General features: G+C 42.5%; 23 protein-coding genes. 4 read left to right on the top strand and 19 right to left on the bottom strand.

The window, feature by feature from the left end; translation table 11 throughout:
* The first annotated feature begins 126 nt into the window (after positions 1-126).
* The 3 genes from mprF (at position 127) to METHO_RS09115 (ending at position 5,631) form a co-directional block, all read left to right on the top strand.
* Entirely contained in the window at positions 127-2,700 is a 2,574-nt protein-coding gene (mprF, locus tag METHO_RS09125; protein WP_015325247.1) for a bifunctional lysylphosphatidylglycerol flippase/synthetase MprF, read from the top strand.
* A gap of 176 nt (positions 2,701-2,876) precedes the next feature.
* Positions 2,877-3,269, top strand: a complete 393-nt coding sequence (locus METHO_RS09120; protein WP_015325246.1) for a thioredoxin family protein — start codon at positions 2,877-2,879, stop codon at positions 3,267-3,269.
* A 403-nt stretch (positions 3,270-3,672) separates the two neighbouring features.
* Positions 3,673-5,631, top strand: a complete 1,959-nt coding sequence (locus METHO_RS09115) for a DUF2341 domain-containing protein (RefSeq protein WP_015325245.1) — start codon at positions 3,673-3,675, stop codon at positions 5,629-5,631.
* 18 nt (positions 5,632-5,649) lie between these two features.
* Here METHO_RS09115 and METHO_RS09110 read toward each other — a convergent pair whose 3' ends face one another.
* The 3 genes from METHO_RS09110 to METHO_RS09100 are packed head-to-tail and all read right to left on the bottom strand — an operon-like array spanning position 5,650 to position 8,339.
* Positions 5,650-7,302 (bottom strand): AMP-binding protein, encoded by a 1,653-nt coding sequence (locus METHO_RS09110; protein WP_015325244.1) that lies wholly within the window; start codon positions 7,300-7,302, stop codon positions 5,650-5,652.
* A 32-nt stretch (positions 7,303-7,334) separates the two neighbouring features.
* The gene (locus METHO_RS09105; RefSeq protein WP_015325243.1) at positions 7,335-7,745 is read right to left on the bottom strand and encodes an acyl-CoA thioesterase; all 411 of its coding nucleotides are present in this window, start codon (positions 7,743-7,745) and stop codon (positions 7,335-7,337) included.
* Positions 7,746-7,760: 15 nt separating this feature from the next.
* Entirely contained in the window at positions 7,761-8,339 is a 579-nt protein-coding gene (locus METHO_RS09100) for a helix-turn-helix domain-containing protein (RefSeq protein ID WP_015325242.1), read from the bottom strand.
* A 521-nt stretch (positions 8,340-8,860) separates the two neighbouring features.
* Here METHO_RS09100 and METHO_RS09095 point away from each other — a divergent pair.
* Positions 8,861-11,515 (top strand): hypothetical protein, encoded by a 2,655-nt coding sequence (locus tag METHO_RS09095; RefSeq protein WP_015325241.1) that lies wholly within the window; start codon positions 8,861-8,863, stop codon positions 11,513-11,515.
* Positions 11,516-11,621: 106 nt separating this feature from the next.
* Here the strand turns inward: METHO_RS09095 and METHO_RS09090 are convergent, their stop codons facing one another.
* The 16 genes from METHO_RS09090 to METHO_RS09020 form a co-directional block, all read right to left on the bottom strand.
* Positions 11,622-12,800 carry a glycosyltransferase family 4 protein gene (locus METHO_RS09090; protein WP_015325240.1) on the bottom strand — a complete coding sequence of 393 codons (1,179 nt, stop codon included), beginning with the start codon at positions 12,798-12,800 and terminating at the stop codon, positions 11,622-11,624.
* Complete coding sequence (locus tag METHO_RS09085) at positions 12,797-15,175, bottom strand: glycosyltransferase family 4 protein (RefSeq protein WP_015325239.1); 2,379 nt, start codon at positions 15,173-15,175, stop codon at positions 12,797-12,799. The genes METHO_RS09090 and METHO_RS09085 overlap by 4 nt, the downstream gene beginning before the upstream one ends.
* A gap of 133 nt (positions 15,176-15,308) precedes the next feature.
* Positions 15,309-16,295 carry a methanogenesis marker 12 protein gene (locus METHO_RS09080; protein WP_015325238.1) on the bottom strand — a complete coding sequence of 329 codons (987 nt, stop codon included), beginning with the start codon at positions 16,293-16,295 and terminating at the stop codon, positions 15,309-15,311.
* A gap of 16 nt (positions 16,296-16,311) precedes the next feature.
* On the bottom strand, positions 16,312-16,668 hold the full coding sequence (locus tag METHO_RS09075; RefSeq protein WP_015325237.1) for a DUF2103 domain-containing protein: 357 nt from the start codon (positions 16,666-16,668) through the stop codon (positions 16,312-16,314).
* 92 nt (positions 16,669-16,760) lie between these two features.
* Positions 16,761-17,198: an ACT domain-containing protein gene (locus METHO_RS09070; RefSeq protein ID WP_015325236.1), complete on the bottom strand. Its 438-nt coding sequence runs from the start codon at positions 17,196-17,198 to the stop codon at positions 16,761-16,763.
* A gap of 41 nt (positions 17,199-17,239) precedes the next feature.
* Positions 17,240-18,544: a phenylacetate--CoA ligase family protein gene (locus tag METHO_RS09065; protein ID WP_015325235.1), complete on the bottom strand. Its 1,305-nt coding sequence runs from the start codon at positions 18,542-18,544 to the stop codon at positions 17,240-17,242.
* A gap of 28 nt (positions 18,545-18,572) precedes the next feature.
* Positions 18,573-19,547, bottom strand: a complete 975-nt coding sequence (locus METHO_RS09060; protein WP_015325234.1) for a DHH family phosphoesterase — start codon at positions 19,545-19,547, stop codon at positions 18,573-18,575.
* A gap of 85 nt (positions 19,548-19,632) precedes the next feature.
* Complete coding sequence (locus tag METHO_RS09055; RefSeq protein WP_015325233.1) at positions 19,633-19,986, bottom strand: prefoldin subunit beta; 354 nt, start codon at positions 19,984-19,986, stop codon at positions 19,633-19,635.
* 48 nt (positions 19,987-20,034) lie between these two features.
* Complete coding sequence (locus METHO_RS09050; RefSeq protein WP_015325232.1) at positions 20,035-20,286, bottom strand: KEOPS complex subunit Pcc1; 252 nt, start codon at positions 20,284-20,286, stop codon at positions 20,035-20,037.
* Positions 20,287-20,294: 8 nt separating this feature from the next.
* Positions 20,295-20,651 (bottom strand): hypothetical protein, encoded by a 357-nt coding sequence (locus METHO_RS09045; RefSeq protein WP_172635195.1) that lies wholly within the window; start codon positions 20,649-20,651, stop codon positions 20,295-20,297.
* A 104-nt stretch (positions 20,652-20,755) separates the two neighbouring features.
* On the bottom strand, positions 20,756-20,893 hold the full coding sequence (locus METHO_RS13350) for a DNA-directed RNA polymerase subunit P (protein WP_015325230.1): 138 nt from the start codon (positions 20,891-20,893) through the stop codon (positions 20,756-20,758).
* A 12-nt stretch (positions 20,894-20,905) separates the two neighbouring features.
* Positions 20,906-21,193, bottom strand: a complete 288-nt coding sequence (locus METHO_RS09040) for a 50S ribosomal protein L37ae (protein WP_015325229.1) — start codon at positions 21,191-21,193, stop codon at positions 20,906-20,908.
* Positions 21,194-21,255: 62 nt separating this feature from the next.
* Positions 21,256-22,047, bottom strand: a complete 792-nt coding sequence (gene rrp42 / locus METHO_RS09035) for an exosome complex protein Rrp42 (protein WP_048831134.1) — start codon at positions 22,045-22,047, stop codon at positions 21,256-21,258.
* Positions 22,028-23,011 (bottom strand): exosome complex exonuclease Rrp41, encoded by a 984-nt coding sequence (gene rrp41, locus METHO_RS09030; RefSeq protein ID WP_015325227.1) that lies wholly within the window; start codon positions 23,009-23,011, stop codon positions 22,028-22,030. Before rrp41 ends, rrp42 begins: the two co-directional genes overlap by 20 nt.
* Before the next feature lie 64 nt (positions 23,012-23,075).
* On the bottom strand, positions 23,076-23,888 hold the full coding sequence (gene rrp4 / locus METHO_RS09025; protein ID WP_015325226.1) for an exosome complex RNA-binding protein Rrp4: 813 nt from the start codon (positions 23,886-23,888) through the stop codon (positions 23,076-23,078).
* A gap of 11 nt (positions 23,889-23,899) precedes the next feature.
* Positions 23,900-24,592 carry a ribosome assembly factor SBDS gene (locus METHO_RS09020; RefSeq protein ID WP_015325225.1) on the bottom strand — a complete coding sequence of 231 codons (693 nt, stop codon included), beginning with the start codon at positions 24,590-24,592 and terminating at the stop codon, positions 23,900-23,902.
* Between the last annotated feature and the right edge of the window lie 53 nt (positions 24,593-24,645).

Here is a 24,645-nt window from a genome sequence, read left to right as displayed (position 1 = left end):
AAATGCTTTTCCATTATTTATATTCGGTTTCTTCAGGAACTTTTGAAAAATTCCATTGCACCCAAAACCAGAGTAAATATCAAATAGCATGATCAATATAGTGAATTTAATATAAGAGGAATTATATTGATCCAAAAAAAGAATTACCACGCTCAGAAAATCATAAAAAAAATAAGCTATTTGTTACCAATTGCTATTTTTGCGCTGGCACTATGGGTCTTAGACAGGGAGCTTCAGCCCCTGCAATTAGATCAGATACCGGCAAGTTTCACGGACATTGGGTCATTAAGTGTGGTACTTGCTTCTATGTTTACTTTTTTGAGTTATATTGCCCTTATCAGTTATGATTTCCTGGCCATGCGCTACATAGGTCAATCTATATCTTTTAAGGAAATTCTCCGTTCTTCTTTTACAAGTACTTCCATCAGTTACAGCATAGGTTTTAATCCTCTTACCGGTGGCTCACTGCGTTACAGATCATATTCTGCCTATGGTCTGACACTGCTGCAAATAGGCAAAGTGATCACATTCTGCAGTATAACTTTCTGGCTTGGTATATGCTTTGTCGGAGGATCTTTATTAACTTTTTATCCCATTGAGCTGCCTGCATCTCTTTCCTTCTATGAGATCTTTTTCAAGGTTTTAGGTGCCTGTCTATTGCTCTTCCTTATTGTGTACCTGTTGCTGTGTGTGCAGCATAGAGCTTTTATTATAAAAAGTTATGAGGTCCGGTTCCCTTACTTACGGACTGCTCTTCTACAGATCCTCATTTCATCTATAGATTCTGTTTTTGCAGGCAGTGCCCTCTATTTCCTTCTTTCTCATAGTGGTGAGATCTCTTTCCCATATTTCATGGCAATGTTCCTAGTGGCACAGACCCTTGCCTACATAACTACCATTTCCGGCGGACTGGGAGTTTTCGAAGCTATCATGCTCCTTGCACTTGCTCCTCATTTAGCTCTTGAAGAAGTGATCGTTGCTCTTGTGATGTTCAGGATAGTATATTATTTCACACCCTTCCTGGTGGGGCTGATCGTTCTGTCATACAGCGAGTTCAATACAAGAAAAGAGATATTAATAAATTTACACAAAAAAACATATCTTACAGTTTCTGCATTTACACCTCAGCTGTCCGCTACACTCATTTTCTTTGCAGGGGCAGTGCTGCTTTTCTCAGAAGCCTTACCTCCTCAGATAGAGGGTATGCGTGTTGTAGAAACGCTGGTTCCTTTATCATTAATAGAGTATTCCAGCCTCCTCAGCAGTATTATAGGTGTCATGCTTCTTATTCTGGCCAATGGATTATGGAAAAGGGTCGATGGAGCTTATATGCTATCAATGATCGTACTTTTGCTGGGAAGTATCTTTTCCATCCTGAAAGGTTTGAATTATATAGAATCAGCTATCCTTTTTTCAATATTCTTATTACTATTGCCTCAGAGGAAGCATTTTTACAGGAAGTCATCCCTCCTGAACCAGTCCTTCAGCAGGGACAATATTATTGCCATTGCCGTTGTTGTTCTTAGCTTCATATGGCTTGGACTCTTTGCCCATGAACCTATGGAATACTCTGAAGAACTTTTATGGCAGTTTGGAACCAATATGTATGTATCCAGGTTCTTCAGGTCGATTGTAGGGATATCTATTATTTTAGCTGTTTTTGGGGTCATGAGACTGCTTAGCGGTTCCAGTAAGGATCTCAAACTTCCCAATAACCACGAAATTAATACAGTGAAGGAGATCATCAGAGAAAGTACTGATACTAATGGAAATCTAGCTCTGCTCGAAGATAAGTATGTATTGTTCGATGAGCAGAAAACTTCATTCCTGGCGTATGGGATCTCTGGTAAAAGCTGGGTCTGTATGGGAGACCCAATAGGAAATTGTAAAAACATCAAAGAAATGATATGGGATTTCCATGAAATGACAAACCTTCACCAGGGATGGACCGTTTTTTATGAAGTAAGCGAGAAATACATTCCTTATTACCTCGATATTGGCCTGACCTTGATCAAAATAGGAGAGGAAGCACGGGTCCAGCTTTCGGAGTTCAGCCTTGAGGGCAGTGCCGGAAAAGATTTCCGGTATTCTGTGAAGCGTATGGAAAAAGATGGTTTTCATTTTGAGGTCATGCAGTCCGAGGATATTCCCGCGCACGCCCAGGAGCTTAAACGTATATCTGACGCCTGGCTGGAGATCAAGAACACTAAAGAGAAGAGTTTTTCTATGGGATCCTTTAAAAAAGAGTATCTGGCTAATTTCCCTCTTGCTATCATAAAAAAGGGTGATCAGATAGCTGCTTTTGCCAATATCTGGGTGACAGCCGATAAAGAAGAGATGGCTATTGACCTTATGCGTTATGATCCCAATATCTCTAATTCCACCATGGAATATCTTTTCACCAAGCTCATGCTATGGGGAAAGGAAAAAGGGTTCAATTATTTTTCATTGGGGATGTCTCCGCTTTCAGGTCTTGAGAACAGGACACTTGCACCACTGTGGAACAAAATAGGTTCAACTATTTTCACGCATGGGGATTACTTCTACAACTTCAAGGGCCTTAGGGCCTATAAAGAAAAGTTCAATCCCATATGGGAACCCCGGTATATAGCTTTGCCAAAAGGGATCAGGCAGATGTTCGTCCTGAAGGATATTGCCTTATTGATATCAAGCGGGACAAAAGAACTATTTGCTAAATGAGGGGTCGGCCTTCCATCACACAGAATTTGGGTGAAAAAACATATTCACTTACCCACGCAATGTTATAAAAATCCTATATTATTTATTTTTTATTTATGCATATTTTGCTCTGAAGGAATACTGTGAGGAATACTTATTAATATCATCTCGGTAAAAAAGTGTTTGAGAGTGGTCTTATGGTAAATGGAAATATTATCGAGCTAAATGATTCTAACTGGGAGGAAATGCTGGCAAACCAGGAAAAGCCCATGGTTGTTATGTTCTATCTTCCCGAATGTTCGCATTGTAAACAGATCGAACCTTATTTCAGGGAATATGCAGATGAATTTGGGGATTCATGTACCTTTATCAGGATGAACGGTGTAGAGAGCCAGGTAACGGCCATGAAATACGGTGTCAGGTCTGCTCCTACGTTCAAGTTCTTCTGTACAGGCAAAGCCATCAAGGAAGCAGTAGGATTGGTATCTCCTTCACTGCTTAAAAATGCCATCCAGGAGCTCATTGAGCATGGCAATGAATGCGTACTGCATAGTACCCCGATGCCCGATGAGATCTCACCTTATGAGTAAGAATGAAAATTTTTGATTTCCATCTCTTTCTTTTCTTAAATCTACCTGCTTTGTAATCACATATTACGGTGTCTCATTTATTTGACTCGAATTTAGGAATCTCCTCATATATGCCCTCATTCTCTCATATCCATCGGAAAGCGTGTCTACTAATATATTGATTTCACATTTCATGAAGACTTACTGTGTTTAAAAAATATCATTTATAAATATACCGTTAATTATATGCTAATAAATGTATGCTCTATTTTTAAATGATATCAACATGCAAAATACCAGGAGTAAAAGTAATCTATTTAATAAGTAATGATCTTATTTTACAATAGGAATTGCGAGTGTTTAATAGCTCTCTTTACTTATCTTTTATGTTCAGCATAAAGCCAATGTTCAAAAGGTGAATGAAATGATGGAACGATCTCTCATAAAATTATTGTATGTTTCTACTGTTCTTCTGCTAATGGCAGGGTCAGCGCATGCATTAACAGAAGCAGGTGGAGGAGAATGGAATTACAGTTCTACACTATATATTCAGGAGAATTCAGGTGCTGATCTTTCCGGATATCAGGTGAATATACTACTTGACAGTTCTAACTTCGACTTTACACAAGCCGACTCCAGAGGTAAAGACATAAGGCTGGAATTCGCTGGCATGCAGCTTAGTCATTGGACAGAGTTTTGGGATGCTGGCACTGCTACAGCATCTGTCTGGGTAAAGGTTCCTTCTCTAAAGGCCAATGACCGATCAGAGATCAAGTTATATTATGGGAATCCTCTGGCAGAGGATGTGAGCAGCGGAGCTTCTACCTTTGAACTTTTTGATGATTTCAGTGAATCCCGCCTTGCCTTTGGTGCATGGGATACCAATACCAACGGGGGTGGGCAAATTGTCTTCAGTTCAGGTGTGTGCAACCTCCTCGTTCCCGCAAAGCACCCGAACGGTTTTGCAGTTATCAAGTCAAAGAAAGACTTCCCGATAAATTCAAGTCTTGTCGTTAAAAGAAAGAAGGTAACTACTGGTGAAGATACAAGGGGTCCTATCCTGGAACAAGGTTTTGTGGACGCTCGAAGTGAAACCCGCAGCTGGGTACTGATGCAAACAGAGCTGAATAACGAAGCCTTTGTCACATGGACTATGAAGAATGATAAAGACAACATTAGATATAATCCATGGGACCTTTCCGATGTGAATGTACAGCATGATGTCTGGTACGTATCGGAAACTGCCTGGTATCAGGAAGGAGATGAGATCAATAAAGTATCCTGGTTCAAGAATGGAGTAAGGGATCCAAGAATGGATGTAGTTTCCACTGAGGAGAATCCCTACGTTCCTGGAGCCAATATGAAGGTGTTCCTGAAATCCAATACTTATGTGGATGGTTCGCCTAATACTGGTTCTATGTCCATTGATTATCTTTTTGTCCGTAAATACACTTCACAAAAACCAACTGTCAGTTTCTCAGCGATGCAAACTGAAGAGCAGCCTGCAGAAGAAATAGTTGAAGAGCCAGAGGTTCCTGAATTAGTCCTTCCTGAAGGAAAAGTGCTGTCCATAAGGTACTTTGATGTGGAGGACTATGATGATACTATCCTCAGCCGATTCAATTCAACAGGTGTGAATATGGTTTTCCTGAGGACTACAGAAGATTCTATCTGGAAATCGGAAAGGTTCATCAAGACTGCACATGAAAATGGCATAAAGGTGTATGCTATGCTGTTTATTCCAGAAGGGATCAATGCAACATCAGGAAAAGACCAATTCCTATCTACAGTGAATGCTATTCTGGATTATAACACAAAATCATTGGCCGATTTCGATGGTATAGACATTACGCTCGACCCCTGTACAAAGGACACTGAACAGGCATGCCAGGATAATATTTTGCTACTTGAAGAAGTAAGGAACGTTACAACTGATAAGATACCTCTGGCAGTGGATGTGCCTGCATCCTATGATCTGACAGAACTTGCCGGTTTTTCGGATAATGTTGATCTCTTTGTGTTCCTTGCATATGATGCTGAGGAACAGCTCGGTTCCACCAGTGCTGTTGTAGATGCTCTGGCTTCGAAGATGGGGCAGGCAAGGGTTGACGACAGCAAGGCAATGATAGATCTCATGGTCACATATCTGCCTTCAGAGAATGCAACTACATCTGAACTTATAGGAGGTCTCTACGATTACTATAGCAATGACCCGGCATTTTCAGGTATTGTCATGACACTAGAAAGTGATTATTCTCAGGTGGTCCCCACGGAAGAGGAGAATGAAGACGAATCTCAAAGTAAGGGGATCCCAGGATTTGGAATTGTTTCTGTGATCATAGGATTTTCTTTGGTGTCACATCTTAAAAAGGGGAGAAGATAAAAAATACAAAAAAGAGGCTTAAGCCTCTTCTCTCTTTTTATTTTCCAGTAATTGTATTGCAAGTTCCCTTAACTTGAACTTTTGAACCTTTCCGCTTGCTGTAAGCGGATATTCCTTCACAAAGAATATGTGCTTTGGAACTTTGTATCTGGCTATCTTTGTGCGGGCGTAGTCTTGGATGTCCTCTTCCGCAAGCTGAATTCCGTCGTTCAGCATGACGAAAGCACCTGCTATCTCTCCGTATTTCTTGTCAGGGATGCCCACGACCTGTGCATCCTTTACCCCATTCACAGTGTACAGAAATTCCTCTATCTCTCTTGGATAAATGTTCTCGCCACCACGGATGATCATGTCTTTTATACGGCCTGTGATACGATAGTAGCCATTCTCGTCACATGTTCCCAGATCTCCACTGTGCAGCCAACCTTTCTCATCGATAGCTTTCTTTGTTTCTTCAGTCATTTTGTAGTAGCCTTTCATCACATTATAGCCGCGGCAGCATATCTCTCCTATGGTGTTTGGAGGGAGCGGCTCATGCGTTTCCGGATCCAGCACAGCGGCTTCCACATGAGGGAACACTGTCCCTACGGTAGATACCCTCAGTTCTATTGGATCATCGGTTGTAGTCTGAGTGATCCCGGGAGAGGATTCTGTCAGGCCATACACAATAGTTATTTCCTTGCAGTTCATTTCATTTATTACCTTTTTCATGGAGTCAATTGGACAGGTTGAACCAGCCATTATTCCCGTGCGCAAGGAAGAAAGGTCGAACATCTTGAACATAGGATGAGTGTATTCCGCGATGAACATCGTGGGAACTCCATACAAAGCAGTACACTTTTCTTTCTGAACAGCTGCCAGTACCATAAGTGGATCATAAAGTTCAAGCATCACGTGAGTTGCACCGTGGGTAAGGACGGCCATTACTCCCAAGACGATCCCAAAGCAGTGGAACAGCGGTACCGGAAGGCATACACGGTCATCAGAAGTAAACTTCTGCCGATCTCCGATGGAAAGTCCATTGTTCAGGATATTTCGGTGTGTCAGCATGACACCCTTTGGAAAACCTGTTGTACCTGATGTGTATTGCATATTCACTACATCGTTGCAGTCAAGTGACTGTTTTATCCTTTGAAAACTATCTTCATCTCCATGTTTTCCGAGTAGCAGGATCTCAGCACTATTATACATGCCCCGGTGTTTCTCTTGTCCTATGAATATAACACTCTTCAGGAACGGGAACCTATCACTGTGCAGTTTACCACGCTGCTGTGTTTTAAGTTCAGGTACGAGTTCGTACATGATATCGATATAGTTCACATCTCTGAATCCATCAATGATGGCTATAGCTTTCATGTCTGACTGCTTTATGACATATTCCACTTCGTGGCTTTTGTATGCTGTGTTAACAGTTACGAGCACAGCACCGATCTTGGCAGCTGCGAACATGAAGGTCAGCCAGTCAGGGACATTTTTAGCCCATATTCCAACATGATCGCCTTTTCCAATGCCTATAGCTAGCAATCCTTTAGCAAATGTATTCACACGCTCATCGAATTCCTTGTAGGTGAATCTCAGGTCTCTGTCTGGATATACCATAAATTCCCTGTCAGGATCATTAGCCACCACTTTCTCTAAAACTGTACCTATGGTATCTTCAATAAATGGCATCTCATATCCCTCTCAACTTCTGATGTGATTGTTCACTTCTGGTCTTCAGTGATAAGATGTTCCTGGAGTTTTTTTCTTATATCATCTGGTATCGGGACAGATCGCTTGTTCAGAAAATCATAATGAACTGTCACAGCCTGGCCCTTTGCTTTCAGGCCTCCATTTTGCCGGGCTTCTTGCCCTATTGTGAAAGAAGAATTACCTATCCTTATAACGTAGGTACGTATCTCCACATCCTCTCCGTAGTACATTTCGGCGAGGTAATCGAACTCTGTCCTGGCAAGTATAAGCTTCCATTTCTCATAACTAAGGTTTAGGTCGGGTGTAAAGATACGGAATACCGGGTTGCGGGCCTCTTCAAACCATTCGGAAATAGCAATGTTATTTATGTGTTTCAGCCCATCGGCATCTCCGAACCTGGGGGTGACTGTTGTTGTGAACATCTGGATTACCTTCTTTTAGAGGGGGGTATACACCACTGCAAGGATTTGTGCCTCATGATTCCCTACTGCATGTACATGATGCGGTATCACGGAATCATAATAGATGCTGTCGCCAGCATTGAGATTATACTGCTCCTTTCCGTACATGACCTCTATCTGGCCTTTAAGCACGTAGATGAATTCCTCTCCTTCGTGGGCTGAAAGATTGATCTCCGCACATCCGAGGGGGTGCACATCTATAATGAATGGTTCCATGTGCCTGTCTACCTTGTTAGATGCCAGGGAAGAAAACTCCAGTAGGCTTTCCTTTGGAGTTTTACAGTTACCTGAGAACCTTACAATTTGTTCGGACTTGCCGGCTTTTACAACAACAGGTGTATTTTGTGTTGCATCATCAAGGAAAGTGCCCAGGCGCACTCCAAGTGCACGGGCTATTTGTAACAGGGGTGTCAATGAGGGTATAAGGGCACCATTCTCAAGCTGCTGTATAAGTTCCACACTGCTGTGACTTGCTTGCGCCAGCTCTTCTACTGACATTTCCCGTGCTTCGCGCAACTGACGGATTTTGTTACCGACTAGGTTCTTCTCTGACATGTTCCTACCTCTTCTTGTTAGAATGTACTGGTTTGGAAGCATACGCAATGGTGAGTTAAAAAATTATCCATTTGAGCAGCGTTTGCGGTGCATTCCTTTCATTAAATGACTAAGTAATTTTAAAATATATAGCAATATAGGTAGAGTGTAAATAGAGACTTGTTAGACTGATCTCTGCTGCAGATACCCAGCAGTTCCGATGTTCTATTGAATTGCGATACTAAAGATCCTTGAGCTCAGATCCACCAGCAAGCACCGCAAATCACAGGTACAGCTTTTTCGGCCGATGCATTGTATTTATGCCAATTGTATAAGGGCCGGGTTTCTGTTAGACTTCATCTTTTTAGAATAATCGGTCTTGATCCATGTGACACGCTGTTGTGCATCTGTTAAACATATGCAAACTGTTTGTTTCCAAAAGAGATTATCAAAAATAATAAATATAATTGATTTAATATATTGTATGGAATATTTTTAGAAAATAGTTCTAAGTCCTTCAATTTAAGGACTGGTGATATAACATGCAAACAAAGTTAAACAGACAGATAAAATGTGGAATTTTTTTATTACTTCTGGTACTGATCTCAGGGGTATGTAGGGCAGATGAAATCAATATAGATTTCATAAGTAAGTTAGGCGGAGGGATTACCGAGGATGCTATATCCGGCAACTATGCATATCTTGGACAGGGGCAGGACATTGTTGTGATGGATATCACTAATAATACCAATCCGACAAAAGTAACAGCCATAACCACCGATGGTCTTGTGAAAGATATTGTAATATCAGGGACCACTGCCTATGTGGCAGACAACACTGGAGGGTTTTTGATATTTGATCTTACTGATCCTTCTTCTCCAAATCTGATTGGCAAATTCAGTGATCCTGGTAACGTAATGGGTGTTACTGTTTCAGACACTTATGCCTACCTGAGCTGTGCCAGCGAGGGACTTTACATTGTAGATATCACAAACCCTTCATTATCTATGACCCGCACAGGTCGCTATGACACAACCGGAGATGCACAGGGTGTCGATGTATCAGGAGACTATGCATATGTGGCAGATGGCTCGAACCTTACTGTGATCAATGTAGGTACTCCTGCTTCCCCGACATTCGCAGATAATCTCTCAACTACCGGTGCAATAGATGTCACTGTTGCAGGAAACTATACTTATATTGCATGTGGTGCTGCAGGTCTTGCGATCGCGGATATCAGTACTCCTACGTCTCTTACTTCTGCAAGTACACTTGACACAGCAGGATACACACAGAATATTGCTGTTGCAGCCAATTTATGTTTCATAGCCGATGGTCTCAATGGTCTTGTAGTTGTGAATGTCACTGAGCCCCAGTTCCCATCTCTTGAGAGTACACATGCTATAACTGGATATTCATATAATGTCGTAGTGGCAGATGATATTGCTTATGTAGCATCCGGATACAGCGGTTTTACCATTGTGGATGTCAGTGATCCTGCATCTGTAGGTGATGTAGGCAGTTATGATGGTTCAGGTTATGCACGTGATGTTACTTTCTCGAATGATAAAGCCTATGTGGCCTATGGTCATGGCGGGCTTCTAACAGTGGATGTTGCAAATCCTTCTTCTCCGGAGATCCAAAGCAGGTTTACGACAACTTCTTTTTGTTCAGGTGTGACTACATCAGACAATTATGTGTATTTAGCTGCTGCTGAAGGTGGTTTAATAGTATTTGATGCTTCAGTTCTTTCGCCACTAACGGGTCTTTCACCACTTGTCAGCGACAGGGAAGAAATAGGTGACTATGCATACGATGTTGCGGTTTCAGGCAATCATGCCTATGTAGCAGCTAATGCAACCGGTCTTGTGATATTTGATGCAACTTCCAAGACCAGCATACGCCGTGTAGGCACATATAACACCAACGGTCGTTCAGAGGATGTTGCTGTTTCAGATAATTACGCCTATGTGGCTGATGGTCTCAATGGTCTTGTGATCGTGGATGTCAGTACTCCTGCCTCACCTACCATTGCAGGCAGCTATGATACACCTGGGCATGCATATGGCATTACTGTTGCAGGTAATTATGCCTATGTAGCCGATGGAAGCACTGGTCTTTTGATCTTTAATATTACTGATGTTTCTGCACCAGAGCTCATAAGCACCTATGACACTGCTGGTTCTGCAATCACAGTTGCTGTCCAGGGAGATTATTCCTTTGTGGCTGATGATACTCGTGGAGTTGCTGTTCTGAATATATCAAATGTTTCTTCAGTGACCCATGCGGGTGATTTTAATACTGCAGGAACTTCCTACGGTGTTGCGGTTTCAGGCAACGATGCATATGTAGCCGATCATAACAACGGTCTCGTTATTTTAAGATTGCAGCCTGAAGTCGTCAATGAAAGCGTAGGTGTCTACAACAATGAGGGTACCTGGGTTCTGTGGAGTGAAACGTTCGACTATCCAGAGGAAGTTGGATTCGGCTGTGCAAACACTCAACCAATTGTCGGTGACTGGGACGGAGACGGCATTAGAGAAGTAGGTATCTACAACACTGCTGGAAACAATTTCCTGATCCGAAATGAGACGAACGAAGCAGGCTATGATCTCCTTGGTCTTGGCTGGACCGGTGCAACACCCGTTGTAGGTGACTGGAACGGTGACGGTGCAGAGGAAGTCGGTGTTTACGACAATGCAGGTACGTGGGCTCTGTGGAACACAACCACCAACAGTGCTGATTCTGTCGATATTGCTGGATTCGGCTGGGCAAATACCAGGCCTGTTGTAGGTGACTGGGACGGAGATAATATCACTGAACTTGGTATATACAACACAGCAGGTAACAATTTCGTCATTCAGGGTACATTCGGACCGCAAGTGATCGGTCTTGGCTGGTCAGGTGTAACACCTGTAGTTGGCGACTGGAATGGTAATGGTACTGAAGAAGTAGGTGTTTACGACAACGCTGGTAACTGGGCTCTCTGGGACCAGGGTACCAACTCTGCTATTGTCACTGTATTTGGCTGGGTGAACACCAGGCCTGTTGTAGGTGACTGGAATGGAGATAACACCACTGAACTTGGTATCTACAACACAGCAGGCGACAATTTCCTTGTCCAGACAGATTCCGGATACGATGTGATCGGTCTTGGATGGGCAGGCGTGACCCCGGTTGTAGGTGCCTGGGCATGATCTCCTTTTTTTAAAAAAGGAGTTGCATAACCTAAAAAACTTGAAAACCATAGTGTGCTTTTGCACAGATGTAGAAGTTAAGAAGGGATTTTATATCCTCGCTGGATCAGCTTTTTTGACCATGGTCGAACAGGCTGAACAACTCCATATATTTCTTTTCAATTACGTCCCATGAATAATTCTTTTTCACATATGTTTTTCCATTATCTCCCATTTTTGATCTCAGGTGATCATTGGAGCACAAAAATCTGAAGCATTCACTGAACTCATCGTAGTTTTGGTACCAAAGACCTGCATTGCTTCTGAGGCAATGACCTTTCAAAACATCACATTCACCATTAGCCAGCACTGCTGTACCACAACACATTGCTTCCAGGGTGACCAGTGATAAGCTTTCGTAAGGTGACGGCATGATCAGGAATTGTGCCCCGCTCAGTAGAGAATACTTTTCTTCTTCAGAGATAAAACCAAGGTATTTTATTTTATCATGCTTTGGTATTTCGATTGCATCCAGACCCGCAAGTACCAGGTTGGGAAGGTCTGGAAATTCGTTCACCAATCTCATGTAGTATTCGAACAACTGATAACAGCCTTTAGAGCCCTCGATCCTGCCAATATATAGCACATATTGCTTATCTTGCAGTTCTTCATTTTCAGTACGAGGTATGCTTTTCGGTACCTCGATCCCGCACCCTGCTATATCCGATACTTTCCCTTTAGTGATGCCGACTTTTCTTTCGACCAGTGTTTTTTCCTCGGGTGTACAATACACAATACCCTTTGCTCTTTCAAAGATTTCCTTTGTTGTGCTAAGGTCAAGAGCAGGGTCGTTTTCAGCAAAAGGAACGACTAGTGACTTGCTTGTGACTTCCTTTATTCCATAATATGTTGGATAATATCGGAATGTAAAGAAGACAAAACAATCATATTTGTTTTTATTATGTGAAATATACTTTATCATCTCAGGACAATTTGGTCCTTGCTCGGTAACCCAGGCTTCCTCATCATTTACTGTATGATCTGCATAAAAGACCGTTTCCTGAATCTGAGTATGCTTATTGGGATTCCTTTTTGTCGCATTAGCGAACCTATGTATGCGAATCCCGTTTAGTATATCAGACCCCTCAGGATATTCATTTTTCCAGAAATGATATTCTGCCGCACAGGTAGTAAGAATTTCTATCTCATGGTATTGTCCCATTCTCTCTGCTACTAGCCTGGTAAAGTATTCGGCACCCCCTACAATATTTTCTCCATAACGCTGGATAACAAAAGCAATTTTCAAGTGTAAACGATCTCCTTTAATTTCAATATTATTGATTCTGCAATTATATCCCATGAATATCTGGATTCAACATGATCCCTTGCATGCAGCCTCAAACTGTTTCGTAATGATTCCGTGTTTATCAGTTCCGTCATTTTTTCATACATCTGTTGTTCTGAACAGATCAGGGCATGTTTTCCATTTTCAATTTCCAGCCCTCTTGCACCGGTAGGAGTGCTGACGGTGGGAATACCTGCACTCATATAATCCAGCATCTTTAAATTAGTTCCCGATCCGCTGAACATGGGATTAATGGCAAGATCAGCTAATTTATACAGCTCGTATTTCTCATCTTCATCAACAACACCAAAAGCCAGAACATTCTTCGGAGATTTGCTGCACTCATTGACATAATAATGCTTTATACTGCCGACAACCAAAAAAATACAATCATTGAACTTATCCACTATTTCATCTAAAATGAATTTAAAAGCCTCCAGATTTGGAGGATGCCAGCTGGCAATAAATAAAATAGTATGATAACCTGAGAGACCAAGTTCTTTTTTCAAGCGTTCCTTCTCTTCCAGGCTTATCAGTTGGATCCTTGATGTATCCACTCCATTTGGAGCCACAAGTACTTTATTCGCATCAATGCCATACACTTGCACCATTTGTTCCTTATCTTCATCAGAAGTTGCAAAAATGAGATCAGCTTTTTCAGCAGTCTCTTTCTCGACATCGAATACCTTCTGTGCTAATTCAGCACCAACATAGTCTTTTTTAAGAAGGTATTCTACATTCTGTGAATCGTATATTATCTTTTTTCCGGATAGGTCGATGAAGTCTTTCACTACATATAGGTAGGGGTGCGGTAACATAATTATGTCAGCTTCATCAGCTAATCTTTTTACTTCTCCTATGTAATCCGTTGATCTTTCAACAAGATCGATCATAAGAACATCATATAGATTCAGACCGGTCTTACCTTCAATTTCCCACTGGCATCTCGCATGTTCGATACCTTGAGGAATGCAGATTTGTTTTAATCCGTTCTTCAGGATAAAACTCTCATATTCCTTATCACTCTCAACTAAAGAGCAAATAGTCACATCGAACTTCTTTGCAAGTCTTGAGTAAATATTATATATTCTCTGCTGCCCTCCTCCTCTCGTGGGGTAGCAGGAATAAGTAGCTAATACAAGGATCTTCTTTTTCCGGCGCAACTTAACATCTCTTTTTCCGATGAGTTTTGCTGCAAAGTTGCTCCATGAGATCTTCTTTACTTCTTTATGTGCAAGAAGTCCCATTTTTTTGGCTTCTCCTATGTTTTCGACTAGATAATTTATTTTTTCCGCGATCTGTTCAGGATCAGGGGCCACTATAAATCCTGTATATGAATCTGATATGAATTCCAGGGGCCCACCACTGTCTGATGTGGTTATGACAGGTTTGGCACTCATCATCCCTTCAATGGTGATGTAGCCATAGTCTTCATCCCGGGGCACGAACAGTATTGCAAGTGCATCTGCATATAGATCGACAAGCTCATTTTCTGTAACGAACCCAAGGAACTCTATCCTCTCGTCTCCATGAGCCAGTTCCATGAGCCTGTCCTTTTCAGGTCCCTCACCTGCGATCTTCAATCTGACGTTATGCGGGACAAATTTCATAGCCTCAATAAGCATATCTATACGCTTGGGGCTGTCCAGTCTACTCGCAGTAAAAAGGTACTTAAAATCCCTGCACTCGAAATCTTCTATCTTTGAAGGAGGATATAGGACATTGACCCGCGCAGAGGGAGGAAAGTAGTCCTCGCGAGTTCTTACATTCTCTGAAATGGCATGATATTTTCTGGTATTTTCGTATGACAATGCCCAGTGATCAAAGAAATGTATGATCTTTCTTATAAATGGTCCTGGAAATATGAATATCTCCTTTGCATATCTTTCCTGTTCGGCTTGCAGCTGGAAAAGTTTTTGGAACAGGTCATCTACATCTTTTTTCTTTTTGATCCGGGCATCAGTTATATCAAGTATCTCTTTAACAAGTCCGTTTTTGAACTCCTCAGGCATCTCCAGATTGCCAGTACATAATTTATATGTATCGTACAATCCCCTTAAAGGATGGAGCATATAAACGATATGGTTGTGATGTCTGATCATCCATGAGGGATATTTGGTGGAAATGACCATATCAAAATGGGACAGATCCAATTGATAGAATTTATAATATGATTCGATCAGATCCCAGAAGGTATTTTCTTTAGTTGTCAGTTTTATGAGTTCACACTGATGTGAAGTATAACTGTTTATAGCATCCTGCATACCACTGAACAGCAGTTCAGCCCCTCCGATAGTGAAAGGTACAGGACTTGGTGCAACTATTGCAATCTTCATATTACATCCCTTATTTTATTGATCAAGTATAGTTGAACGATCCGGTCTGACATTAAGTAGTCCTTTGAACATACCGATGGTTTATTAATGAAACCCATATTTGGACACTAAAGGATGCCAAATTCTTATGTATTCAAAGTACGAACTTCACTTGCAGACCAAGTATCTCCCTGGAACCCTTTGCAATATCTCTGGCCATTTCCGCACAGCCGATAGCTGCGCTCCACCTGCCAAGCACGTGACCTTGCACACCAAGATGATGTTCTATCCTTTCAACAACATAGGGTATCTCAGCTACCGAACCTTCGATGAATATCTCTCCCTGTACTCCGTAATCCTTCAATAGTACCTGTATGCTGGCAATTTCCATTGCAGCGAACAATGCCAGTGTATCAAGTGCCAGTAAAGCCTGTGGTTCTTTCCCGGATGCAGCATCAATTAGCTCTTTTCTGTTAGAATAGCCTGCTCTTTTAAGCACACCGGTATTTGTAAATGCCTCATTTGCACTCACCTGCCCCCGGTCAACTTCACGGATAGCTCGTACATCCAAAGGTCCATGACGCAGTCCGGGAGCAAAAATGCATGCATCTATAGCCCCTATTATCTTTCCTTTTGCCACCCCAAGGGTCACTGTGTTCGAACTGATGTCAGACAGTACAAAATCCTGATGTCCCTTACAAAGGGCATGGTATGCAATCCCTATCTTTTCGGGGCTGGTAGAATGAGAAAATATATTCATTCTGGGATCAGTGTTACTATCTTCGTGAATCCCCGGGATCACTACCGCAGGGATGCCGGAATTAAGTATGGCATCAAATACTTTTGATCCCCCTCCTGTCTTCTGACCGGCCCCTTCGATACTCTGCACACCCCTATGTTGTACTGTATGGATATCTTCTATAGCAGTAATGCCATCACCCATGGAATAGGTGAGCGCTATAAGTCCTATATCTTCTCTGCTAACCCTAAACTTTTTTTCAAGAGCAGCTATTATCTGCTCTCCCGACATGGCTGCTGCATTCGTACGTGGAATTTCCAGATTAATATATTCTTTTTTTCCTTCTGATAACGCAGTAAATCTCATTGCTGTCGTGCCATGGTCCACTCCTACATAGATCATTTTAACCAAGCTCCGCTCAATTGGTATGTTCCTCTATCATCCGGTTAAGTTCATTCATTATGCGCTCCCCACTTTGCACATCTCCCACAGTCGTGATTATCCTCAGTTCCTGGGAAGAAGTGCCGTGGGATATAAGCAGCCTCAGGTTGCCTCTATCATCCGGTCGCAGTACTTTACCAATGATAAGACCACCAGGATTGTTCTTTCCTCTCACAGTGATCACTGAAGGCACTATTTTCTTAACTTCTGTATGAAGGCTTATGAGACGCACAAGTTTTTTACCGTACCGGCCTCCAATTATTGTTGTATGGGAGCCCCCGATTTTATTGTGGGGTTGTGCAACCGTAGAACACTGCCTGATCTCCTCTTTCATCTCATGGAAATTCTAATAGATCCTATAAAATCGTAGTGGTTTTTGTTCCGATAGTGAAATCAGGAAGTCTAAAAAAGAAATCGGATATAGGTTCAGATGTCTTTTATATCCTGCATATCTATCAACTTAATGCTATTTCTTTCCAGAACACTAATTGCTGCCTTTATATCGTTGACCCTCAGGATGAGCAGCGCTTTTTCTGTCTTTGTGACAAAAGCATAGGCATAATCTATATTGATATTCTCCTTGCCCAGCACATCAGCTATCTTAGCCAGCCCTCCGGGAACATCTTCCATCGCTACGCCAAGCACATTAGTTTCCGAGACAGTGAAACCCGTATCATGCAATACCTCATGTGCCAGGTCTGGCTTGTCTACGACCATCCTTATGATCCCAAAGTCACCAGCTTCAGCTATGGTGAAAGCCCGGATGTTCACTCCCGCATCCCTGAACTTATCTGCGATGTTTGCAAGCCTTCCAGGCTTATTCTCTGAAAATAGTGATATCTGCTTTATTATTCTGTTTTCCATAGGACCACCATCTGTTTAATTATTTAATGTAGTGTCAGTTGTTATAATTTCCTGTTGTCGATGACCTTCTTGGATTTCCCCATTGATCTTGGGAGACTTCCGTGTTCCACAAGTTCGACTTTCACTGCAAGGTTCAATACTTTATGTAAAGCTGAAGCAACTTTGTCTTCAAGTTTTATTATATCTTTCACCTTGTCACTGAAGGCAGCGTCGGTCATCTCTATCTGTATTTTCATCACATCAAGCTCATTTATTCTGTCAACTATGATCTGGAAGTGTTCTCCTACTTCCGGAATGTTCATGAGCACAGACTCTATCTGGCCAGGGAAAACATTGATGCCTCTTATAATAAGCATATCGTCCACACGGCCAAGTATACGCATGATACGTGGATGGGTTCTGCCACACCCGCAGGGTTCCCTGTTAAGCACAGTGTTGTCCCCGATGCGATATCGTATTAGTGGAAGTGCTTCCTTGGCAAGGGTTGTGATAACCAGTTCTCCTCTTTCTCCGTCAGGCAAAGATTCCCCGGTCTTGGGGTCGACTACCTCTACCAAGAACTGGTCAGCCCAAATATGGATACCATCCTGATAGGTACACTCAGTGAAAAGAGGGCCACTTAGTTCCGAAGTCCCAAATACGTCATAAGCTTTGATACCCGTAGTTTCTTCGATCCTTGCACGCATCTGCTGCGACCAGGGTTCAGCTCCAAATATCCCAATTTTGAGCTTAGTGTCATCCCTTATGCTCACTCCCATACTCCTGGCAACCTCTGCCATAAAGAGGAAATAGGATGGAGTACATGCCATGGCTGTAGTACCCAGGTCCTGCATGAGCTCTATTTGTTTTTCCGTGTTCCCGGAACTTGTAGGCAATACTGTAGAGCCCACTTCTTCAGCACCATAATGCAGGCCAAGTCCTCCCGTGAAGAGGCCATAACCATAACTTATCTGAATTATATCCCCGCGCCCGATGCCTATAGAGGTCATAGCTCTTGCAAGCGATGTAGCCCATTCGTCTACATCATTCTTAGTGTATCCTACTACAGTAGGTTTTCCCGTTGTACCTGAAGATACATGGAAACGAACAAGCTGTTCATTCGGCACACAGAACATCCCGGTGGGATAAGTGTCTCTCAAGTCCTTCTTATATGTAAATGGTAATTTTGTGACATCTGCAAGGGTTTTGATATCATCGGGTTTTATTCCCGCTTCATCGAACCTCTTCCTGTAAAAATCAGAATGCTGATAGACGTATCTTACTATACTTTTCAGTTTCTCTTCCTGTAGTTTGTTCAGTTCCTCAGTGGGCATTCTTTCGGTAAGAGGATTCCAGTATTCGATCATATATTCGCCTCTGTATAACATATGGGTATCAGAAGAATTCGCTGATGGACGGATTAGGTTTATTTTCCAGTATCATCCTGACGCGCTCCTTGCATTCATTCAGTACTTCATTCAAATCTGCCACTACATCTATCCCGGCTGCTCCTGCATGGCCTCCACCAGTACCTTCATACCTGAGACTTATATTTTCCATTATTTTTCCCAGGTTGACCCCTGCATTCACAGCTTCCCTTTTGGCACGTCCGCTCACCCGGATCGTGTTATCCCTTTCAGTCCCAATGAAAGCCACATCTGCACCTATATTCAGGAACATGGAAGATGCTGCACCACCAAAGGAGTTCACATGTGAACAAACCACAAGCCAATCATCTATCCTCTCGATCGTGGCCCTGGTGACACATTTAAGCATGGCTATCCTCATGGATATATCCTGGGGGGTTGCAGTCATCATTTCCAGCACGTCGGCATATTCCACTCCGCTGGTAATGACGATCTCCGCCACGTTATGGAAAGTTTCAGCGGTTGCATGTTTAAAATGCCCGGTGTCTGTTACTATGCCTGTAAGCAGACCCAGTGCTGTGCGCCTCATTATAGGAGCATCCATACATCTGAGGATATCAAAGACAATCTCAGCTGTGGATGTAGCATTGCGGTGCAAATAGAATTCGGCATTCTCTGTAAGGGCGGTTGTGGAGTGATGATCTATCACGCAATACTTCCCAAGCTTGATATCATTAAGCTGTGAACTGGTAGATGTATCGACAATCAGAGTAATATCGTATTCAGAAGGATCGGGCTTATCAACAACATCTATTCCCAGTTTGTCGATGAGCAATGCTGCCATTTTATTATAGCCATCTACAAGCCCTACAGTTCCGCCAAGTGCTTCAGCCAGTGCAAATGCACTGCTAACTGCATCCGGATCAGCATTCCGGTGGCACAAATATAATATCTTATTGAAGTCCAGAAGGCGATTATAGAACTCTACTTCATCAACCTGCATCGAAACCTCTACTCATCACTTAAATAACTAGTATTAGCATTAAAGCAGAGAGGGGGGGGAGAGAGAGGAGGACAGGGTAGGACACTTACTGTGCCTGCTGACCCATTGCCTGCTGTATTTGTTCCTGCAGTTGACTAAAGCGTTTTGAAATGCGCTCTTCCTGTCTTGAAATGGATTGGACCCTTAAAGATAAAGTTTCTATTTTTTCTTTAAGCTTCAAAACAGTTTCCTGTTTTTCAGATCTGATCTGCAGGTCACCTACTGCCCTGTATATTATAGCATCGTCAGGAAGCTTTTCAAGTTCCTCAAGAGCCAGTTCAGATTCTTTCTGCAGGGTTTCCATCTGAGATTTCTGAATGGAAAGTGATTGTGCTTGCTGTTGAACCTGCTGCAACTGAGCAATCTGGTTTTGTACTTGAGGGGGTATTTGTGTACTCATGTGGTTTCACCTGAATCTGAATTAACCTTAAATGATTTTAATGTTTCTCTAACTGGACTGCAATTCCATACTGGTATGCAATACTTCATATGCTACCTGTATCAGGCGCAGCCATGTATTCATTGTGGCACGCAGAGATATCAGGTCTGATGCGATCACTTTCAATGTAAGTTTATCTCCCATTACCTGCAAAGATATTTCTGACCGCTCAGTGACCGTTGTTTCTATTTCGGGCATCAGAGACCTGTAAATGAGAAATGCTCTATCCGTTTCAAAAACGGATTCTGCAGTTGCTTCCAATAGATCACCTAACGGATAGTTTTAATGTTCAACCTGAACAGTTCCTGGCCTTCATAGAAAAAATCGAGTTGATCATCTGATATTTCCAATACTAAAGGAGAAGAAGGTTCATCAACTAATTGTATTGCAAGTATCTTCGCCAGGATAGGTGCAATATCGCCATGTCCGGTTGCTACAGGCAGTATTTTGGGAGACACCTTTTTCTGAAGCTTCTTTACAGTAGTTACACTTGTCCTAATAGAAAGCAGTTCTCTGCCATCTGGTGTATAGAAGATCAAACTTCCAGGATTCCCGTGGTATTCCCCTACTATCAATAATGGTCCAGGATCACCTTCTACCAGGGAAAGCACTTCGCCCATTCCCATCTTGCCACGGTTAATATTCTCACAATGGAAAAATGAGGCAAGATTTTTGCATAGGGACCTGGTATTTATTGAAGGTTTGCGAGAAGAAGTAATTAGCATACTTCTTACTCAGCCTTTATTCTTTTAATAGAGGTAGGCCTTTCTTTGACAAGTATACGGTGGCCACAATAGTCACAGCGTATACCGAGAGCCCTATAATTTATCTCTACTATTTTTTTGCAGCGCGTGCACTTGTATCCCATAGTTGTTATCACTCACTCCAGGATCTCTGTCGCCTTCTTTACAGAGCGGGCAACTGTAAGGCCTACAGGTGTCTGAGGCAGGAATGTGCCGCCAGCAAAAGTATAGCCGCATTTTCTACACTGCCAGATACCTGTTCCTATTCTCCTTACGCTTGGACGTGCACATTTTGCACAGGTGTGGGGCATACGCATCTTTTCTTCAAGATCTGCAACCAGTTTGCGATCTTTCCTACCATATCTCACACCAAATCGCCCTGCAGATCTGGTCACACGTCCTTTCCTTGAATATTTCTTTGCCATGAGCATTCTCCTTGATCTTCAGTATACTAAAATTAATATTTTATATCAATGACCATTTGCCCTCAGATGTTCAGCAGATATTTCTCTCTGATCTCTTCAGCTTTAGCACATGCCATATCCACTGCTTTTAACAACTGTTCTTGTGTCAGCATGCCTTCCCCTGTTTTCTGCATCGCAGAGATCGAACCATTCTTGTTGGATGCTATGGTCAATTTTGAATCTGCTACAGTTTCCTCTGCAAGTCCCGGATCTACCATCAATTCTCCACCGATGTCCACCAGTGTAACACCTATGGGTATATCCCTGATCGGCATCTTCACATCTTCTCCCTTACCTTCCCTTTCTGAAGGGATCTTTGAGGTCATGAGGGCAGCTATGGCACCAAGACATGAAGCATCCTGAAGATTGCCATCGTCATTCAGTACATGCACATCTATGAATACGATCCAGACTTCTTCTCCTTCCGTAATACATAACTCCTTTAAATCAATTGCGCCTGATTCCCGAATTCCCCTATCGGTGACCCTTGCCATCTCTATAGCACCCTCTCTCGGAGGTCCTGCCTCAAAGTCAGGTGAAGCAAGCGGGTTCATCTCCAGATTTGTGATGATCACACCTTCATCAGGTGAATCGGGGAACGGAGCCCCTACCTGTAGTTTTACACCTACTAGTACCTGGGTATCTCCAATGCACACTTTTGCAGAACCTTCTGCCTTCTCAATTACGTTTGTCTGCACGGTAATTTTTCGGTGCTCATCGAACGCGCGACCATCTTCACGCTTTCCTTTGAGCATCAGGTTGTAGATGTAATCTTTCTTCAGTGAGGCCATTACTTCACTGCTCATCTTTTTCACCTACCTTCTCTGCTTCAGGATCTTCTGTATTATCTGTTTCTGAATCTTCATCTTCAGTTAATTCTGTGAACTCATCTTCTGATATCTCATCAGCAGACTCAGATACATCATTTTTAATTACTATAACTTCGATGCCTTCTTCCTCTTCCAAGTCAGATGTTTCAAAGTCATCTTCTATCAGTTCTATCTCGTTCTGAATGTCATCGAATTTTTCTTCAGCAACTTCTACCAGACTTTTCACGACCTCTTCATGGGATTCGAACTTCTTTTTCAAAGCTTCTTTCTGGATCTCCAAGATCTGTCTGCAGCCTTCAGTTGCCATTTCTAATGCTTTTTTGAACTCTTCCTTTGTCAGATTGCCATCCATCTGCAGAAGGGATATTTCTCCATCCTGGGTCATGGCAATAGGGAGGTCTGCGTTCCCATAATTGTCCTCATCCTTGCTCAGGTCCAGCACCAGTTGTCCGTCAACTTTACCCACAGCGCATGCTGATATAAGTCCCTTCATAGGGATACCGGCGTCAGCAAGGGCGATGGAGGCGGCGTTAATAGCCGCTGTCCTTGTACCTGCATCCGCTTGCAATACCTCTGCAAAAACATCTATTACAGCACTGGGGTAATACTTTGTCATTATTATAGGGGCAAAGGCATCTCTGCTAACCTTTGAGATCTCGATGCTTCTGCGGCTTGGTCCTGGCCTTGCTCTGTCCTCTACAGAAAAAGCTGCCATATTGTATCGGTATCTGACTATAGCCTCATCAGGTTTCTGCATCCTGCGGGGATGCAGTTCCCTTGGACCATATACTGCTGCCAGTATCTTGTTCTTTCCCCATTCTAAATAACATGAACCGTCAGCCCTTGATAAGACACCGATCTCGATGGTCATGGGCCTCATCTCATCAACTGCCCGTCCATCCAGGCGCAGGCCATTCTCATCAATGAACTTCTCAGGTTTATTAGCCATAATACTTTCTCCAAATATATACTAACTCTATTTTCTGATCATAAGCAGAACATACAGGGAACTTTCAGTTTTCCTCTGCATCCAGTAGCTGGTCTACCTTTCTGCTTGTCTCGTCAACTTTATCCGTGTCTTCGCCGTCTTCTTCATCAGCAGAGTTTATATCTTCCACAACTTCTCCCTGCTCGATATCAACGTCTGCAACTTCTTCCCCCACCTTTGTATCTTCTTCTTCTATCTGAAGGAATTGGCTGATCTTATCTGTCAGACCGGAAGTATGAGATTCACGGATGATCATATCAATAGCTTCTGAAAGTTTATCCATATTCTCATCTTTGCCATTTATCCATATCCTTCCATTTTGTCCGACAAAGATCTCGCAGTCTGTCTCCTTTTTTAACATGGAGACCATGGAACCGTTGTGCCCAATGACACGGGGTACCTTTGTAGGTGGTACTTCAAGCAGCCTGCCACCTTTTATTTTCCTTAACCCTTTCTCCCGGAGGGTAAGTTCTATTTTCATAGAGGCGTCCACATCTTTTATTCTGAGGATAGCACAATCGCCTATGTTAAATATCTCCCTCATCATGGATGATTCCACACGCCTTGGGTACTCTGACACATGCAGCAGGCCATCATAAGGAGAACCGATATCAAAGATCCAGTTTGAAGAAGTTGTCTCAAAAACAGTGCCTATGACTAAATCCTTTCTGGAAGGAATATATTTTCCGGAAAATGGAATAACAGATATCCTGTTCTTTACATTAGCTACTCCATAAAGGAGAGAATATACTTTTCCCTCCTTTACATAGGTTCCGGAGCCCGACTCATTCGTATTATCGGAAAGAAGTTGACCCGGAACTACAATTTCTCTATCCATTATCTAGCCTCTTATAATAGTTTAGTTTCAGCATCACCCTTGGTGAGATGGTTCACAAGACCGTAAAAATCGTTCTGCATACCCGCAGGCATTTTTACAACACCTACCCATGAGCCATTAGCCTGCCATTCTTCCCTCACAAGCGTACCAAACCTGGCAATCTCTCCATATGATTTTGGAGCATATTCCCCTGGTACTTTGACTGCTATTTGTACTTCTTCAAAACGTATAGGTATGATGGGGCGGATTGCCTTCATCACTATCATTACTTGCTCGTCTACAGATTTGAATGGGTCTATATGGATTTTTGCCTCTTCCATGGCCTTCTCAATCCTTGAAGGGGGATGTGGGGCTTTGGTCTGTGGATTTATTGCATTCTGTGCAATCGTACTGATTATGCGCTTTGTTTTCTCATCAAGTATTTGCTTTCTCTGCTCCTTCGTTAACTGCAATTCTCCATGTGAAATGATTTCCTTTGCAATTACCAGGGCATCCAGTGTGCCAAATATATTGAGGAGATCAGATTCAGAAGCATGTTCTCCCTGGCCAGCATCAGTAAAAATGGATTCAACTGCAATTATCTCTTCTATTTTTACATCATCCCCTTTTTTCAATGCCAGTGCTCCATCTGGCTCAACAAAGACCTCGTAGTGGTTCTTACCCTTCTTAAGCCTTGCAATTACGGATTCATCAAGAGATACCATTTCATATCCCCCACTTTATATACTGTATATTTTTATATAACTTTATGTAATGT

The sequence above is a fragment of the Methanomethylovorans hollandica DSM 15978 genome (assembly GCF_000328665.1).
GTDB classification, from domain to species: domain Archaea; phylum Halobacteriota; class Methanosarcinia; order Methanosarcinales; family Methanosarcinaceae; genus Methanomethylovorans; species Methanomethylovorans hollandica.
Note: the sequence above shows the minus strand (reverse complement) of the source record. Positions and strands in the feature narration are given on the sequence as shown.